Raw genomic sequence first — 14495 nt, forward strand, 5'->3', positions numbered from 1 at the left:
TTCGAAAAATCAGCGGTGCGAGACCTTAGCGACCAGACGGTCGCCGATCATCTGCAGAATTTGTACGAGAATCAGCAGCAGAACTACGGTCACGACCATGACGTCGGTCTGGAAGCGTTGATAGCCGAAGCGGATGGCGAGGTCGCCCAGACCGCCCGCCCCCACCACGCCCGCCATGGCGGTGTAGCTCACCAGGGCGATGGCGGTGACGGTCGCGCCGGCGATGATGCCGGGCATGGCCTCGGGCAACAGGGCGCGCGTCACGATCTGGAAGGTCGAGCCGCCCATGGCCTGGGTCGCCTCGACCACGCCCTTGTCCACCTCGCGCAACGCCGTCTCGACCAGACGCGCATAGAAGGGCGCGGCCCCAACGACCAGCGGCGGAATGGCGCCCGCCACGCCCAGCGAGGTGCCGACCAGCAGCACCGTCACCGGCAGCATGACGATCAGCAGGATGATGAAGGGCACCGAGCGCAGCACATTGACCACAAAGGACAGCGCGGCGTTCAGCACCGGATTGGCCGCCAGCCGCCCCTTGCCCGACAGATAGAGCAGCACGCCCAACGGCACGCCCAAGATCACCGTCAGCACCATCGATCCGCCCAGCATCAGCAGGGTGTCGATCGTCGCCTTGCCGATATCGGCCCAGTCCACATTGGCGAACATCAGACCGCCTCCACCACGACGCCGCGCGCGACCAGTTGCGCCAGAGCCGCCTCGGCGTCGCCTCCAGTGAAGGCCACCGTCATCTGGCCGTAGGGCTCGCCCCGGATACGGCTGATCCGACCCGACAGGATCGAATAGTCCACGCCGACAGTCCGCGCGACGCGGCTCAACTCCGGCTCATAGGTCGCGGGACCACGGAAGGTCAGGCGGGCCATGCGCGCCCTGGCGGGCGCGACCGAGGCGTCTATCGCCTCCTCGCCCTCGGCCAGCATGGCGCGGGTCACAGCGTGCTGCGGATGCAGGAAGACATCGGCCGTCGCGCCCTGCTCCACGATCTTTCCATCTTTCAGAACGGCCACCCGGTCGCAGACGCGGCGCACCACCTCCATCTGGTGGGTGATGAGCACGATGGTCAGGCCCAGATCGCGGTTCAACCCGTCCAGCAGGGTCAGGATGTCCTCGGTCGTCTCAGGGTCCAGGGCGCTGGTCGCCTCGTCGCACAACAGGACGCTGGGCCCGCAGGCCAGGGCGCGGGCGATGCCGACACGCTGCTTCTGACCGCCCGACAACTGAGACGGATGCTTCTTCGCGTGATCGGCCAACCCCAGTTGAGCCAGCAGTTCCGCCGTGCGCGCCTTAACCTCGACCTCGGGCCGCCCTTCCAGCCGCAGGGGAAAGGCGACGTTGTCCTCGATCGTCTTGGCGTTCAGCAGGTTGAAATGCTGGAAGATCATGCCGATGCCGCGCCGCGCGGCGCGCAGTTCGGCCGGATTCAGAGCGGTGATTTCCTGGCCATCGACGAAGACCTTGCCCGCGTCGGGCGTCTCCAGTCGGTTGATGGCGCGGATCAGTGTGGACTTGCCCGCCCCCGAACGGCCCACCACGCCGAACACCTCGCCGCGCGCGACGTGCAGGTCGATGGCGTCCAGCGCCGTACGGTCGCCCGCTGCGCTGCGATAGCGCCGGGTCACCCCCTCCAGTCGGATCATGTCAGTCGGCGTCCAGAGCAGCGGCAGGGATGATAGTGACGCTCTCGCCGCAGCCGCAGGCGTCCGTCTCGTTCGGATTGCGGAAAACGAACTTCGACGCCAGCTTCGTCACCTCATAGTCGATCTCGGTGCCGATCAGGAACAGGACCGCCTTGGGCTCGATCAGGATGGTGACGCCCTTGTCCTCCACCACCTCGTCCAGCGGCTGGGCTTCTTCGGCGTAGGCGAAGGTGTATTCCTGCCCGGCGCAGCCGCTGTTCTTCACGCCGACGCGCAGGCCGACGTAATCCTTCTCGGCGTTGTCCATGATTTCGCGCACACGCGCGGCGGCGGCGTCCGTCAGGGTCACCGCCTTGGGCCGGGGCCGCCGGGGCCGGGTCGTCGTCGTCTGAAGTTCGGTCATCAGGGCCTCCTCAGAACATGTTCAGGGCCAGCTTGGCCTCGTCGCTCATCTTGGAAGAATCCCACGGCGGATCGAACACCAGATTGGCCTTGGCGCTGCGGACGCCCTCGACCTTGGCCACTGCCGTCTCGACCCAGCCGGGCATTTCGCCGGCGACCGGGCAACCCGGCGCCGTCAGCGTCATCTCGACCAGCACGTCGCGGTCGTCAGACACGTCCACCTTGTAGATCAGACCCAACTCATAGATGTCGACCGGGATTTCCGGGTCGTACACCGTCTTCAACGCCTCGATCAGGTCGTCCGTCAGCTTATCCAGCTCAGCCTGGGACAGGGCGCTCTTCTGCGGCTCGTCCCAGCTGGCGGCGAAGGCGTCGCTGTCGCTGATCGCGTTGTCGGTCTTGGCGTCCATACTCGTCACACGAAGAAGTTCCGCGCCTTGATCAGCGCGTCCACGAAGGCGTCTGTATCCTCCATGGTGTTATATAGGGCGAACGAGGCGCGCGCGCTTGCGCTCACGCCCAGTCTTTTCGCCAGCGGCTCGGCGCAGTGCAGACCGGCCCGCACGGCGACGCCGTAACGGTCCATGATCTGTGCCACGTCATGAGCATGCGCGCCCTCGACGGTGAAGGTCAGGATGGCGCCCTTCCCTTCCGCTTCGCCCAGAATCCGCAGCCAGTTGTGGCCCTGCAGGCGCTCGACGGCATGGCGATACAGCGCCATTTCATGCGCCTGAATCGTCGCCGGATCATATTGCGACAGCCATTCGACCGCCGCGCCCATGCCAATGGCCTCAAGGATCGGCGGGGTGCCCGCCTCGAACCGATGCGGCGGCTTGGCGTAGGTCACGCCTTCCTTCTCGACCGTGACGATCATCTCGCCGCCGCCCTGATACGGCGGCAGGGCGTCCAGCGCCTTAGCTGAACCGTACAGGACGCCGATGCCCGTGGGCGCGAACAGCTTGTGCCCGGTCAGGACATAGTAGTCGCAGCCGATAGCCTGCACGTCCGGCGCCGCGTGGACCGCGCCCTGGCAGCCGTCGATCAGCACCCGCGCCCCGGCCGCATGGGCTAGGCGAGTAATCTCGGCGACCGGATTGATGGTCCCCAGCACGTTGGACATATGGGTGACGGCGACCAGCTTAGTCTTCGGCCCCAGCAGGGCGGCGAAGGCCTCCATGTCCAGCGAACCGTCGTCCTTGATCGGCGCCCATTTCAGCACCGCTCCGCGCCGTTCGCGCAGGAAATGCCATGGCACGATGTTGGAGTGGTGCTCCATCTCGGTGACGATGATCTCGTCGCCCGGCTGGATCGACAGGCCGACGCCGTTGGCGACCAGATTGATCGCCTCGGTTCCGCCCTTGGTCCAGACGATGTTGTCGGCCGACGGCGCATTCAGGAAACGGGCGACGATCTCACGCGCCCGCTCATAGGCCTCGGTCGCCTCATTCGACAGGGTGTGCAGACCCCGGTGGACGTTGGCGTAGCTGCCCTCCATCGACGCGACCAGGGCATCGATCACGGCGCGCGGTTTCTGCGCCGAGGCGGCGGTGTCCAGATAGACCAGCGGCTTGCCGTTCACCTGCCGCGACAGGATCGGGAACTGCGCGCGGGCGGCATAGGGGTCAAACCCCGTCACAGTTGCGTTGGTCACAGGCGAGCCGTCAGCCATTCCCGTACCAACTCTCTGGCGCCTTCATCCTCGATGCGGTCGACGACCTCGATCAGGAAGGCATGGGTCAACAGAGCGCGGGCCTCATCGGCTGAAATGCCGCGCTGCTGCATGTAGAACAAGGCGCTCTCGTCCAGCGTCCCGACGGTCGCCCCGTGGGCGCACTGCACCTCGTCGGCGTAGATGATCAGCTCGGGCTTCACGTCGATTTCGCCGCGATCCGAGGCGATCAGGCCGTGGTGGCCCATGCGGGCGTCGGTGTCGTCAGCGCCCCTCTGAACCAGGATCTTGCCCTGGAAGACGCCGCGCGCCTCGTCCCGGACCACGCCCTTGATCAACTGGCTGGTCGTGCCGTTGGGCGAAACGTGGTCGATCACCGTGGTCAGGTCGAAGTGGCGCGCGCCGTTCAGCAGATACAGGCCGTCCACGCGCGCATCGGCGCCCTCTGCCCCATGACGCAGGCGCGTCTCATGACGCTGTAGTTTGGCGCCGGTGGCGATGATGGTCTGGCGATAGCGACCGCCCGCCTCCAGCCGCACCTCGGCCTCGGCCACCGAAATGGCGTCGGCAGGTTCGTCGGCCAGGACAACGCGGATCACTTCGGCGTCGGCAGCGACGTCGATCTCGACCTTGTTGTGAGCGACATAGGCCGAGCCCTTGCCCTCATGCGTTTCCAGCAACAGCAGGCGCGCGCCGGGGCGAGCCACGATGCGCGCCGCCGCTGTATGGCCGGTGCCCGTCGCGTCCGAGATGAAGCGTAGACGCAGCGTCTGATCGCCCGAGGCGATATAGTCCTTCACCCCGACCGGGCGGCCGTTGGCGAAGACGATGGCGTCGCCGCCCAGATCATAGAACGGCCCCGGCGCGCCCACGACGGCGGTGCCTGAAGGTTCGGGCGCTTCACGAAGGAAGCGCTTCAGATCACTGTATTTCCATTCCTCGACCCGCCGCGAGGGGAAGGTCGCGGCATCGGTCAGGTCCAGCCGAGCGAGCGCCTTCATGCCGCCTCCGGCAGGAACTTGTCGTAGCCTTCCGCCTCCAGCTCATGCGCCAGTTCCGGCCCACCCGAGGCGACGATGCGGCCGCCCGCCAGAACGTGCACCCGGTCCGGTTTGATATAGTCCAGCAGGCGCTGATAGTGGGTGATCACCAACATCGACCGGTCGGCACGGCGCATAGCGTTCACGCCGTCGGCGACGATGCGCAAAGCGTCGATGTCGAGGCCCGAGTCCGTCTCGTCCAGGATCAACAGCGACGGCTCCAGCAGGGCCATCTGCAGGATCTCCATTCGCTTCTTCTCACCGCCTGAGAAGCCGACGTTCAGCGGACGCTTCAGCATGTCGAAGTCCATCTTCAACGCGTGCGACGCCGCCTTGACCTGCTTCAGGAAAGCCGGGGCCGAAACCTCTTCCTCACCACGCGCGCGCTTCTGCGCGTTCAGCGCCGTGCGGATGAAGGTCATGGCCGGCACGCCCGGAATCTCGATCGGATACTGGAACGACAGGAATAGGCCCGCCGCCGCGCGCTCAGCCGGCTCGAGGTCCAAAAGGTCGGCGCCGTTCCACGAGGCGGAACCGTCCGTCACCTCATAGCCGGGACGGCCCGACAGGCTGTAGCCCAACGTCGACTTGCCCGCCCCGTTCGGCCCCATGACCGCATGAACTTCGCCCGCAGGCACATCAAGCGTCAGGCCCTTGAGGATCGGCTTGTCGGCGACGGAGACGTGGAGGTTGTTAATCTTGAGCATCAGATCAATCGATTACGAAATTAGGTTGAACCTGGAACTTGGCCGTTCCTTTGGTGGGTGCCGAAAAGGTTGCGGTTGTCTTCTGGGTGTCAAAATCCAGCTTCGCTCCTTCCATCATGATCCTCACAAGCCGCACGTATCGGCTGCGGTCTTCGATGGGGCATCGGGCATCCAGAGGAACTTCGCGAATAAAATCCCCCATCTCGCCGTTCTTGGATGGCGTCATTCCACTCCAGTAACGACCGTCAGCCTTGTCCAAAAAGCCAGAATCTATGCAGTCCGCTCTAAGGACATATTGATCCGGGTCCGAGTCGCTCTTTGGTGAACGAGTAAGGAGTATCTCAATCCGCGTATTCGGCGTGTCCACACCATCTATAGAAATCAAACGACCATCGAAGACAAAGGCGTTATCAGTCTCTGCCTTCTTATCGGATGCTGGCGAACAAGCCGAAATTCCAACCAAAATAACAGCCGCAGGAATAGCCTTCACCCCACGCTCCCCTCAAGGCTGATCGCCACCAGCTTCTGGGCCTCGACGGCGAACTCCATCGGTAGTTCCTGTAGGACGTCGCGGACGAAGCCGTTGACCAGCAGGGCCACCGCCTCCTCTTCCGACAGGCCGCGCTGCTGGGCGTAGAAGAGCTGGTCTTCGGACAGGCGGGTCGTGGTCGCTTCGTGCTCAAGCTGAGCCGAGCCGTTGCGGACCTCGATGTAGGGGATGGTGTGGGCGCCGCACTCCTTGCCGATCAGCAGGCTGTCGCACTGGGTGAAGTTGCGCACGCCGCTCGCCTTGGGGTGGATCGACACCAGGCCGCGATAGGTCGAGTCCGACTTACCGGCCGACACCGTCTTGGCGATGATGCGGCTGCGGCTGTTCTTGCCCAAGTGCAGCATCTTAGTGCCGGTGTCGGCCTGCTGATGCCCGTTGGTGATGGCGATGGAATAGAACTCGCCCGAGCTTTCCTCGCCCTTCAGGATGCAGGACGGGTATTTCCAGGTGACGGCCGAGCCCGTTTCGACCTGCGTCCAACTGACCTTGGAGCGATCGCCGCGGCAGTCGGCGCGCTTGGTGACGAAGTTGTAGATGCCGCCCTTGCCCTCGGCGTCACCGGGGTACCAGTTCTGCACGGTCGAGTATTTCACCTCGGCGTCGTCCAGAGCAATGATCTCCACAACGGCCGCGTGCAGCTGATTCTCGTCGCGCATCGGCGCCGTGCAGCCTTCCAGATAGGAGACGTAGCTGCCCTTGTCGGCGATGATCAGGGTCCGCTCGAACTGGCCGGTCTGGCTAGCGTTGATGCGGAAATAGGTCGACAGCTCCATCGGGCAGCGCACGCCCGGCGGGATGTAGACGAAGCTGCCGTCAGAAAAGACCGCGCTGTTCAGGGCTGCGAAATAGTTGTCGCTGACCGGGACGACCGTGCCCAGGTATTGGCGCACAAGATCAGGATATTCACGCAAGGCTTCGGAAATCGGCATGAAAATCACGCCAGCCTTGGCCAGTTCCTCCTTGAAGGTGGTGACGACCGAGACGCTGTCGAACACAGCGTCAACGGCCACCCGGGGCGCGCCCTGGACGCCGGCCAGAACTTCCTGTTCCTTCAGCGGAATGCCCAGCTTGGCGTAGACTTCCAGCAGTTCGGGATCGACCTCATCCAGTGATTTCGGCCCCTCCTTCTTAACCGGCGCGGCGTAGTAGTAGAGGTCCTGATAATCGACAGGATCGTATTTCACCGCCGCCCAGGTCGGCTCTTCCATCGCCAGCCAGCGCTCATAGGCGGCGAGACGCCATTCCAGCATCCACTCCGGCTCGTCTTTCTTTTCGGAGATGAAACGGATGATGTCGGGGTTCAGGCCCTTGGGGGCGAACTCCTGCTCGACGTCGGTGGTGAAGCCGTACTTGTACCGCTCCAGCTCCGCGACCGTATCGATTGTTTCCTGAACGATAGCCATAAGTTACGCGACTTCCTTTACGCGCTCTTGCAAGCGCGCCTTGTGCTTGTCCCAGGCCGCGACCCAGGCGTCGGCGAAGCGGGTCCAGTCGGCCTCGGTCGTGCCCCATCCGCCGGAGACGCGCACGCCCCCGGTCGCCAGATGATGCAGGCCCATGGCGCTGATCGCCTTGGATGGCTTGACCTTGCCTGACGAGCAGGCGGAACCGGCGGAGACCATGACGCCGACCAGATCCAAAGTGATGAGTTGCTGCGGGCTGTCCCAGCCCTCGACCGCCATGAACAGGGTGTTGGGCAGGCGCTCGACGGCGCCGCCGATGACGGTCGCGCCCGCCGCCGTGACCTTGGCCTCGGCCGCGTCGCGCCAGGCGACATGAGCCATGGCGGCGTCCAGATCGCGCGCGGCGCAATCAGCGGCGACGCCGAAGCCGGCGATGCCCGGCACATTCTCGGTTCCCGCGCGCAGGCCGCGCTCCTGACCGGCGCCGTGCAGAATGCGGATGGCGGACACGCCATCCTTCATCACCAGTGCGCCCACGCCCTGCGGCCCGCCCAGCTTGTGCGCCGAGAGCGTCAGGCTGTCAGCGCCGAGCGCGCGCATCGTCACCGAAACCTTGCCCGCCGACTGGATGGCGTCGACGTGCAGCCAGCCGCCAGCCGCATGGACCAACTTCGCCGCTTCGGCGATCGGCTGAAGAACGCCGCTTTCGTTGTTGGCGTGATGGATGGCGACAACGGCTCGGCCCGGACGCGCCAGCGCCTCGGCCAGCCAGTTCAGATCGACCACGCCATCCGCATCCACAGGCAGAACCTCGACCGGAACGCCGCTGACGGCGGCGGCCTCGGCCACACAAGGGTGCTCGGTCGCGCCGACGATCAGCCGCTCGCAACCGGCGGCCAGGGCGCTGTGGATGGCCTGGGCGTTGGACTCGGTCCCGCCCGAAGAGAATATGATCGCCGTCGGATCGGCACCGATCAGATCGGCCACCTGAGCGCGCGCCGTCTCGATGCGTGCGCGAGCGCGGCGCCCGGCGGCGTGCACGGCCGAGGGATTGCCGTTGTCGGCCAGAGCCTTCGCCATAGTCTCCTGAACTTCAGGACGAACCAGACCCGAGGCGTTGTAATCCAGATAGACACTCACGCTGCGGCCTCCATGGACGCCGCATCCTTCTGGCCCATGCGCGCTCGGTTGGTGCGCTTTTCGATCACATCAGCCAGACTGACTCCGGCCAGATAGCGATGGATCTCGGCGCCCAGATCTTCCCAAAGGTCGTGGGTGATGCAGCGTGCGCCGCCCGTCATGCAGCCGCGCGGCGTGCCATGGGCGGCGCAGCGGGTGGCGCGGATCGGTTCGTCTACGGCCAAGACAATGTCGGCCACGACCGTCTCTTCCGGCGCCTTGGCCAGACGATAACCGCCGCCCGGCCCGCGAATGCTCTTCACCAGCCCGCCCTTGCGCAGCCGTGCGAAGAGCTGCTCCAGATAGCTGAGCGAGATTTCCTGACGGGTGGCGATTTCGGCCAGTGACACAGCCCGGCCCGAGCCGTTTTTCGCCAGATCGGCCATCGCCATCACGGCGTAACGTCCCTTTGTCGACAGGCGCATCCCTATAACCTCAAAATTCTAACGCTTTTCGGGGCGGCCATGCTAAGACCCCCGGCCTCGCTGGCGAGTGCGTCACGCACCGGGGACTTAGAAAGTCCTACCTCCCCGGTCAAGTATTATCCGTCCGGCGAAACCTCTATTGATTGTAGGGATCGCGATCCATGCCTGAAGTCATCCTGCCCGGCGCCTCTGGCCGTATCGAAGGCCGCTATTCGCCCGGCAAGCGCCCCGACGCGCCGATCGCTCTGATCCTGCACCCCCACCCCAAGGCGGGCGGGCATATGAACAACCCTGTCGCCCTGACGATGCACCAACTGTTCGTGCAGCGCGGGTTCGCCACCCTGCGCTACAACTCGCGCGGCGTGGGCAAGTCCCAGGGCGAGTTCGACAGCGGCATCGGCGAACTGGCCGACGCGGCCACCGCTCTGGACTGGCTGCAGGCCAACAACCCCGCCGCCACCCAGACCTGGGTCGCCGGCTATCAGTTCGGCGCCTACATCGGCATGCAGTTGCTGATGCGCCGCCCCGAGACGGACGGCTTCATCTCGGTGTCGCCGCCCTCGAACATCTATGACTTCAGCTTCCTGGCCCCCTGCCCGGCCTCGGGCTTGTTCCTGCACGGCACGGCCGACACCGTAGTGCCTCCGGCCGAAGTCGAGCGCGTGGTCAACAAGCTGCGCACCCAGAAGGGCATCGTCATCGACTACGAGCTGGAAGAAGGCGCGACCCACTTCTGGCAGGACCACATCGGCGCCGTCGAGCGCCGCGTCGGGGCCTACCTGGACAAGCGTCTGGCCGAAAAGCCGGCCTGACATCCTGACGATCAGCGCGGAGGTCCAACCTCCGCGCGGGTCCGCCACAGGGACCAGGCTACCCCCGTCGCCAGGATCGCCGCCGTCACCGATAGTGAGACAGCGGGCGGCACCTTCTCGATCCCCAGCAGGGGCGCCGCGAACACCTTGGCGCCGATGAAGACCAGCAGGACAGCCAACGCCTGCTTCAAATAGGCGAAGCGGTGGATCACCGCCGCCAGGGCGAAATACAGCGCCCTCAACCCCAATATGGCGAAGATGTTGGACGTGTAGACGACATAGGCGTCCGTCGTGATGGCGAAGACCGCCGGGACGGAGTCCACGGCGAAGATCACGTCGGCGATCTCGATCGTCACGAGGGCCAGGAACAGCGGCGTGGCGTGCAACTTCATCTCGCCCGAACGACTGTGCGTTCGGACGAAGAAGGCGTGACCGTGCAGGTCGTTCGTCACACGCATCCGTCGCCGGAACCACTTCAGCAGCGCATTATCGGCGATGTCCGCTTCCTCGCCGCGCGCAAAGAACATCTTCACGCCCGTGAGGATCAGAAAGCCGGCGAACAAGTACAGCACCCAGTGATAACGGGCGACCAGCACGGCCCCGCCGCCGATCATGATCGCCCTCAGGACGATGACGCCCAACACGCCCCAAAACAGCACCCGGTGCTGATAGAGACGCGGCACGGAAAAGGCGCTGAAGATCAAGGCGATGACGAAGACATTGTCCATCGCCAAGCTTTTCTCGACGGCATAGGCGGTCAGATATTCGACCGCGCTATCCGCCCCAAGCCACGACCACAGCCACGCCCCAAAGGCCAGGGCCACGGCGATGTAGAAGGCCGACAGCCCCAGGCTCTCGCGCACCCCGATCTCATGATCACGCCGGTTGAACAGCCCCAGATCCAGCGCCAGCAGGGCGATGACGATTGTCAGGAAGCCGGCCCACATCCAGACGGGCTTGCCCAACCACTCCAGCAGCAACAGTTCCATCGACGCCTTCGCGAGCCGTTTCAAACGACGCGGCCGACATCGCGATGAAGGGTCGCCAGAGGGGCCCGGTCCGCTCTAGGTCAACGCCTAGAGACGGCGAGCGTTGCCTAATGCTCGCCTTCCGCCGCCGCTACAGCCGCCGGACGGTGAGCGCGGACGCACCAGACGACGCTGACGATCATCAGGATCATGGCGACGATCTCGATCACGGTCGGGCCGCGCTGTTCCCAGATGAAACCGTAGATGAAGGCGAACAGAGTCTCCGACACGATCATCTGGCCCAACATGGTCAGCGGCAGCAGGCGGCTGGCCTGGTTCCAGAAGGCGTTGCCGATGACCGAGGCGAAGATCGCCACGCCCGCGCTGACCCCGATCAACCGCAGCCAGGCGTCATCCGTCATGCCGCCCAGCATGAACAGCGACGGAATGACCAGCAGCAGCGCCAATGCGCCCGTGACCACGCCGGTCAACAGCGACCACTCATGCGGGGTGACATCAGGCAAGCGCCCCATCCAGCGGCTGTTGCCAACAGCGAAGGCGGTCCAGGACAACAAGGCCGCAATGGCGCAGCCAAGCCCGATCAAGGTCGCGGAGCCGCTTTGCGCCGCCGCGCCGCCGCCCTGGCTGAGCGACTCCCAGCCGATCAGGCCGACGGCCAGCGCCGCCACGGCGATAGGCGGCGCCACGCGCGACAGCGGCGGCGAGTCCTTGTCCCGCAGGCCCCACAGGGCCACCACCACAGGCACCATGCCGACGATCAGGGCCGAGGCCGCGACGCCTGCGTAATGCACCCCGACCACCAGAAAGGCGAAATAGACCAGATTTCCCGCCAAGCTCAGCCAGACCAGGGCGCCCCACGCTTTACGCGTCAAAGCCGCCGTCACCCGCCGCCAACGCGGCGCGATCAGCAGGACTGCGATCAGGCCATAGGCGAGATAGCGTCCGGCCGTCAGCAGCAGGGGCGAGGCCTCCGGCACCACCTTCGGCGCCAGGAAGACCAACCCCCACAGGGCGCCCGCAGCAAGACCGCTGGCGATGCCCCAGAAGCGCGATGACGCCGCCACTATTCCGCTCCTGGCTCGACGATTTGGCCGCCAGTCATGGGCGTCGGGACGCCTGTCGTGCCGGGGAAGCTGATCGGCAGGCCCAGACGACAGCGCGCGGCCAGGAAGGCGAAGGCCTCGGCCTCGATGGAATCTCCGCGCCACCCCTTGTCCTCGGCCGTCGAAACAGGGACGCCGACACGCTCGCGAATGGCGGCCAGCAGCACGGGGTTATGGCGTCCGCCGCCGCAGACGACGATCTCCTTCGGCTGTTCCGAACAGCGCGCAACGCCCAGCGCCACGGCCTGCGCCGCGAAGGCGGTCAGGGTGGCGGCGGCGTCTTCCAGCGACAGCCCCGCCACCGGATCCAGTGAGAAGTCGAAACGGTCCAGCGACTTCGGCCCAGTCGCGGCGAAGTAAGGATGGGCCAGATAGGCGTCCAGCACGGCCTGATCGACGCCCCCCGCCGCCGCCAGACGACCGCCCTCATCCATCCGCTTCTTCATCCGCGACTGGACCAGCAGATCGACCATGCCGTTGGCCGGGCCAGTGTCAAAGGCCTCCAGCCCGCCATCAGCATGGATCAGGGTGATGTTGCCGACCCCTCCCAGATTCAGCACGGCGACCGGGCCCGACATTCCCGCCTTGCGAACCAGCGCCGCGTGATAGATGGGCGCCAGCGGCGCACCCTGCCCGCCCGCCGCCACGTCGGCGCTGCGGAAATCAAAGGCCGTTGGCACGCCCAGCCCCTCGGCCACGCTGGCGGCGTCGATCAGTTGGACGGTGCGGCCCGGCTGGTCCAGCGTCGGCGCCTCGTGCAGCACCGTCTGGCCATGGACGCCGACCAGATCCAGCGCGCTGGACTTCACCCCACTCACCGCCATGAAGCCGAGCGCAGCGGCCAGATGCGCGTCGGCCACCGCCATGCGGGCGTCCTCGAAGCTGTCGGGTTCTTCCTCGTCGCGTTCCCAGTCGAAAGCGTCGTCGATCGCGTCCTCGATGATGGCGCGCGTTTCGCCGTCCAGCTTCATTTCGCCGGCGGGGCCGAAGGACAGGATGTCGTGACCGTCCGTCTCGATCACCGCCATGTCCACAGCGTCCAGCGAGGTGCCGGTCATGAAGCCGAGCACGCGGAGGGTCTTTTTCGAGGAGGTCGTCATAGCGGCTTGACTGCCACGTCGGGCGCGACGTAGCTAGCGCCCATGATCGCGCAACCGGCCCTTTTCGCCGCCTATTACTACGGCCTCTACTCGTAGAGCGGCCGCGATCCTTGCCGCCCCTCCCTCGGCGGCATTATTCCTCGGAAGACGGCCGCCGGTTCTGATGCTACGGACCCGACCATGACCGAGCCTACGACCCAAACCGTTTCCGAAACCGCCTTCAAATCGGACTTCCTGCGTCTGATGAAGGCGCGCGGCTATATCCATCAGATCACGCACCCGACCGAACTGGACGAAGCGGCGGCGACGGGCGTGGTGACGGGTTATATCGGTTTCGATGCGACGGCGCCGTCGCTGCACGTCGGCCACCTGACGCAGATCATGCTGTTGCGCCGCCTTCAGCAGGCCGGACACAAGCCGATCGTCCTGATGGGCGGGGGCACGACCAAGGTCGGGGACCCTTCGTTCAAGGACACCCAGCGCCCCCTACTGACCGAGGAAAAGATCGCCGAGAACATCGCCGGCATCAAAAGCGTGTTCGAGAAGTTCCTGACCTTCGGCGACGGCCCCAGCGATGCGCTGATGCTCGACAACGACGAGTGGCTGTCCAAGCTCGGCTACCTGCAATTCCTGCGTGACTACGGCACCCACTTCACCGTCAACCGCATGCTGAGCTTCGACTCGGTCAAGCTGCGCCTGGAACGTGAGCAGCCGCTGACCTTCCTCGAGTTCAACTACATGCTGATGCAGGCGACAGACTTCCTGGAACTGAACCGTCGCTACGGCTGCAATCTGCAGATGGGCGGCTCGGACCAGTGGGGCAACATCATCAACGGCGTCGAACTGACCCGCAAGGTGGACCAGAAGGCCGCCTTCGGCCTGACCACGCCCCTGCTGTCCACCGCGTCAGGCCAGAAGATGGGCAAGACGGTCGGCGGCGCCGTGTGGCTGAACGCCGACGCCCTGGCGCCGTTCGACTACTGGCAGTACTGGCGCAACACCGAAGACGGCGACGTGGGCCGCTTCATGCGTTTGTTCACCGACCTGCCGCTGGATCAGATCGAGCGTTATGAGGCGTTGGAAGGCGCCGAGATCAACGACGCCAAGAAGGCGCTGGCTGACGCCACCACCTCCATGCTGCACGGCGCCGAAGCCGCCAAGGCCGCCCGCGCCGCCGCCGAGGCCGCCTTCGAGAAGGGCCAACTGTCGGCCGACCTGCCGACGATCGAACTGTCGAAGGATGAAGTGATCGGCGCCATGATCGCCGCCGTCACGACCAAGGCGGGCCTCAGCGCCTCCAACGGCGAGGCGCGTCGCCTGGCCCAGGGCGGCGGCCTCCGCCTGAACGACGAGGTCGTCAATGACGGCGCCCGCCTGATCGAAGAAGCCGATCTGAACGCCGACGGCGTGCTGAAGCTCGGCGCCGGTAAGAAGAAGCTGGTGCTGGTGCGGCCGGTGTAA

At 65.4% G+C, this 14495-nt stretch carries 16 protein-coding genes; 2 read left to right on the forward strand and 14 right to left on the reverse strand.

Going from position 1 to position 14495, the window contains the following annotated elements; genetic code table 11:
* Positions 1-9: 9 nt before the first annotated feature.
* From AC3IPP_RS08470 to AC3IPP_RS08520, 11 genes are read right to left on the reverse strand one after another with little or no spacing between them, the layout of a single operon-like run.
* Complete coding sequence (locus tag AC3IPP_RS08470) at positions 10-666, reverse strand: methionine ABC transporter permease (RefSeq protein WP_087139362.1); 657 nt, start codon at positions 664-666, stop codon at positions 10-12.
* Positions 666-1655, reverse strand: a complete 990-nt coding sequence (locus tag AC3IPP_RS08475; RefSeq protein WP_489150982.1) for a methionine ABC transporter ATP-binding protein — start codon at positions 1653-1655, stop codon at positions 666-668. The genes AC3IPP_RS08470 and AC3IPP_RS08475 overlap by 1 nt, the downstream gene beginning before the upstream one ends.
* 1 nt (position 1656) lies before the next feature.
* The gene (locus tag AC3IPP_RS08480) at positions 1657-2058 is read right to left on the reverse strand and encodes a HesB/IscA family protein (RefSeq protein WP_489150983.1); all 402 of its coding nucleotides are present in this window, start codon (positions 2056-2058) and stop codon (positions 1657-1659) included.
* Between the two features lie 10 nt (positions 2059-2068).
* On the reverse strand, positions 2069-2467 hold the full coding sequence (locus tag AC3IPP_RS08485; protein WP_088411695.1) for an SUF system Fe-S cluster assembly protein: 399 nt from the start codon (positions 2465-2467) through the stop codon (positions 2069-2071).
* A gap of 5 nt (positions 2468-2472) precedes the next feature.
* Positions 2473-3726 (reverse strand): aminotransferase class V-fold PLP-dependent enzyme, encoded by a 1254-nt coding sequence (locus AC3IPP_RS08490; RefSeq protein ID WP_489150984.1) that lies wholly within the window; start codon positions 3724-3726, stop codon positions 2473-2475.
* The gene (sufD, locus tag AC3IPP_RS08495) at positions 3705-4727 is read right to left on the reverse strand and encodes a Fe-S cluster assembly protein SufD (RefSeq protein WP_489150985.1); all 1023 of its coding nucleotides are present in this window, start codon (positions 4725-4727) and stop codon (positions 3705-3707) included. Before sufD ends, AC3IPP_RS08490 begins: the two co-directional genes overlap by 22 nt.
* Positions 4724-5473, reverse strand: a complete 750-nt coding sequence (gene sufC, locus AC3IPP_RS08500) for a Fe-S cluster assembly ATPase SufC (RefSeq protein WP_489150986.1) — start codon at positions 5471-5473, stop codon at positions 4724-4726. Before sufC ends, sufD begins: the two co-directional genes overlap by 4 nt.
* Before the next feature lie 4 nt (positions 5474-5477).
* Positions 5478-5963 (reverse strand): hypothetical protein, encoded by a 486-nt coding sequence (locus AC3IPP_RS08505; protein WP_489150987.1) that lies wholly within the window; start codon positions 5961-5963, stop codon positions 5478-5480.
* A complete protein-coding gene (sufB, locus tag AC3IPP_RS08510) occupies positions 5960-7426 on the reverse strand; it encodes a Fe-S cluster assembly protein SufB (protein ID WP_489150988.1) in 1467 nt (488 codons plus the stop codon). Before sufB ends, AC3IPP_RS08505 begins: the two co-directional genes overlap by 4 nt.
* Before the next feature lie 3 nt (positions 7427-7429).
* Entirely contained in the window at positions 7430-8566 is a 1137-nt protein-coding gene (locus AC3IPP_RS08515; RefSeq protein WP_489150989.1) for a cysteine desulfurase family protein, read from the reverse strand.
* Positions 8563-9030 (reverse strand): Rrf2 family transcriptional regulator, encoded by a 468-nt coding sequence (locus tag AC3IPP_RS08520; RefSeq protein ID WP_489150990.1) that lies wholly within the window; start codon positions 9028-9030, stop codon positions 8563-8565. Before AC3IPP_RS08520 ends, AC3IPP_RS08515 begins: the two co-directional genes overlap by 4 nt.
* Positions 9031-9191: 161 nt before the next feature.
* On the opposite strand from AC3IPP_RS08520, the gene AC3IPP_RS08525 reads away from it, so the two are divergent.
* Positions 9192-9842, forward strand: a complete 651-nt coding sequence (locus tag AC3IPP_RS08525; protein WP_003164840.1) for an alpha/beta hydrolase — start codon at positions 9192-9194, stop codon at positions 9840-9842.
* Between the two features lie 11 nt (positions 9843-9853).
* Here the strand turns inward: AC3IPP_RS08525 and AC3IPP_RS08530 are convergent, their stop codons facing one another.
* The 3 genes from AC3IPP_RS08530 to AC3IPP_RS08540 all read right to left on the reverse strand — a co-directional run bounded on the left by AC3IPP_RS08530 (position 9854) and on the right by AC3IPP_RS08540 (position 13034).
* The gene (locus AC3IPP_RS08530) at positions 9854-10831 is read right to left on the reverse strand and encodes a TerC family protein (protein WP_489150991.1); all 978 of its coding nucleotides are present in this window, start codon (positions 10829-10831) and stop codon (positions 9854-9856) included.
* 107 nt (positions 10832-10938) lie between these two features.
* Complete coding sequence (locus tag AC3IPP_RS08535) at positions 10939-11895, reverse strand: DMT family transporter (protein WP_087139373.1); 957 nt, start codon at positions 11893-11895, stop codon at positions 10939-10941.
* Entirely contained in the window at positions 11895-13034 is a 1140-nt protein-coding gene (locus AC3IPP_RS08540) for an anhydro-N-acetylmuramic acid kinase (protein WP_489150992.1), read from the reverse strand. Before AC3IPP_RS08540 ends, AC3IPP_RS08535 begins: the two co-directional genes overlap by 1 nt.
* A gap of 180 nt (positions 13035-13214) precedes the next feature.
* Between AC3IPP_RS08540 and tyrS the strand changes: the two genes are divergently transcribed.
* Positions 13215-14495: a tyrosine--tRNA ligase gene (gene tyrS, locus AC3IPP_RS08545; protein ID WP_489150993.1), complete on the forward strand. Its 1281-nt coding sequence runs from the start codon at positions 13215-13217 to the stop codon at positions 14493-14495.

This window comes from Brevundimonas sp. KH_060, from assembly GCF_057838275.1.

Excerpts from the sequence above, each read along its gene's own strand:
- tyrS (WP_489150993.1), top strand. The coding sequence starts at position 13,215 with ATGACCGAGCCTACGACCCAAACCGTTTCCGAAACCGCCTTCAAATCG.
- AC3IPP_RS08475 (WP_489150982.1), bottom strand. The coding sequence starts at position 1,655 with ATGATCCGACTGGAGGGGGTGACCCGGCGCTATCGCAGCGCAGCGGGC.
- sufD (WP_489150985.1), bottom strand. The coding sequence starts at position 4,727 with ATGAAGGCGCTCGCTCGGCTGGACCTGACCGATGCCGCGACCTTCCCC.
- AC3IPP_RS08530 (WP_489150991.1), bottom strand. The coding sequence starts at position 10,831 with ATGGAACTGTTGCTGCTGGAGTGGTTGGGCAAGCCCGTCTGGATGTGG.
- AC3IPP_RS08540 (WP_489150992.1), bottom strand. The coding sequence starts at position 13,034 with ATGACGACCTCCTCGAAAAAGACCCTCCGCGTGCTCGGCTTCATGACC.
- AC3IPP_RS08470 (WP_087139362.1), bottom strand. The coding sequence starts at position 666 with ATGTTCGCCAATGTGGACTGGGCCGATATCGGCAAGGCGACGATCGAC.
- AC3IPP_RS08480 (WP_489150983.1), bottom strand. The coding sequence starts at position 2,058 with ATGACCGAACTTCAGACGACGACGACCCGGCCCCGGCGGCCCCGGCCC.
- AC3IPP_RS08525 (WP_003164840.1), top strand. The coding sequence starts at position 9,192 with ATGCCTGAAGTCATCCTGCCCGGCGCCTCTGGCCGTATCGAAGGCCGC.
- AC3IPP_RS08485 (WP_088411695.1), bottom strand. The coding sequence starts at position 2,467 with ATGGACGCCAAGACCGACAACGCGATCAGCGACAGCGACGCCTTCGCC.
- sufB (WP_489150988.1), bottom strand. The coding sequence starts at position 7,426 with ATGGCTATCGTTCAGGAAACAATCGATACGGTCGCGGAGCTGGAGCGG.
- sufC (WP_489150986.1), bottom strand. The coding sequence starts at position 5,473 with ATGCTCAAGATTAACAACCTCCACGTCTCCGTCGCCGACAAGCCGATC.
- AC3IPP_RS08490 (WP_489150984.1), bottom strand. The coding sequence starts at position 3,726 with ATGGCTGACGGCTCGCCTGTGACCAACGCAACTGTGACGGGGTTTGAC.
- AC3IPP_RS08520 (WP_489150990.1), bottom strand. The coding sequence starts at position 9,030 with ATGCGCCTGTCGACAAAGGGACGTTACGCCGTGATGGCGATGGCCGAT.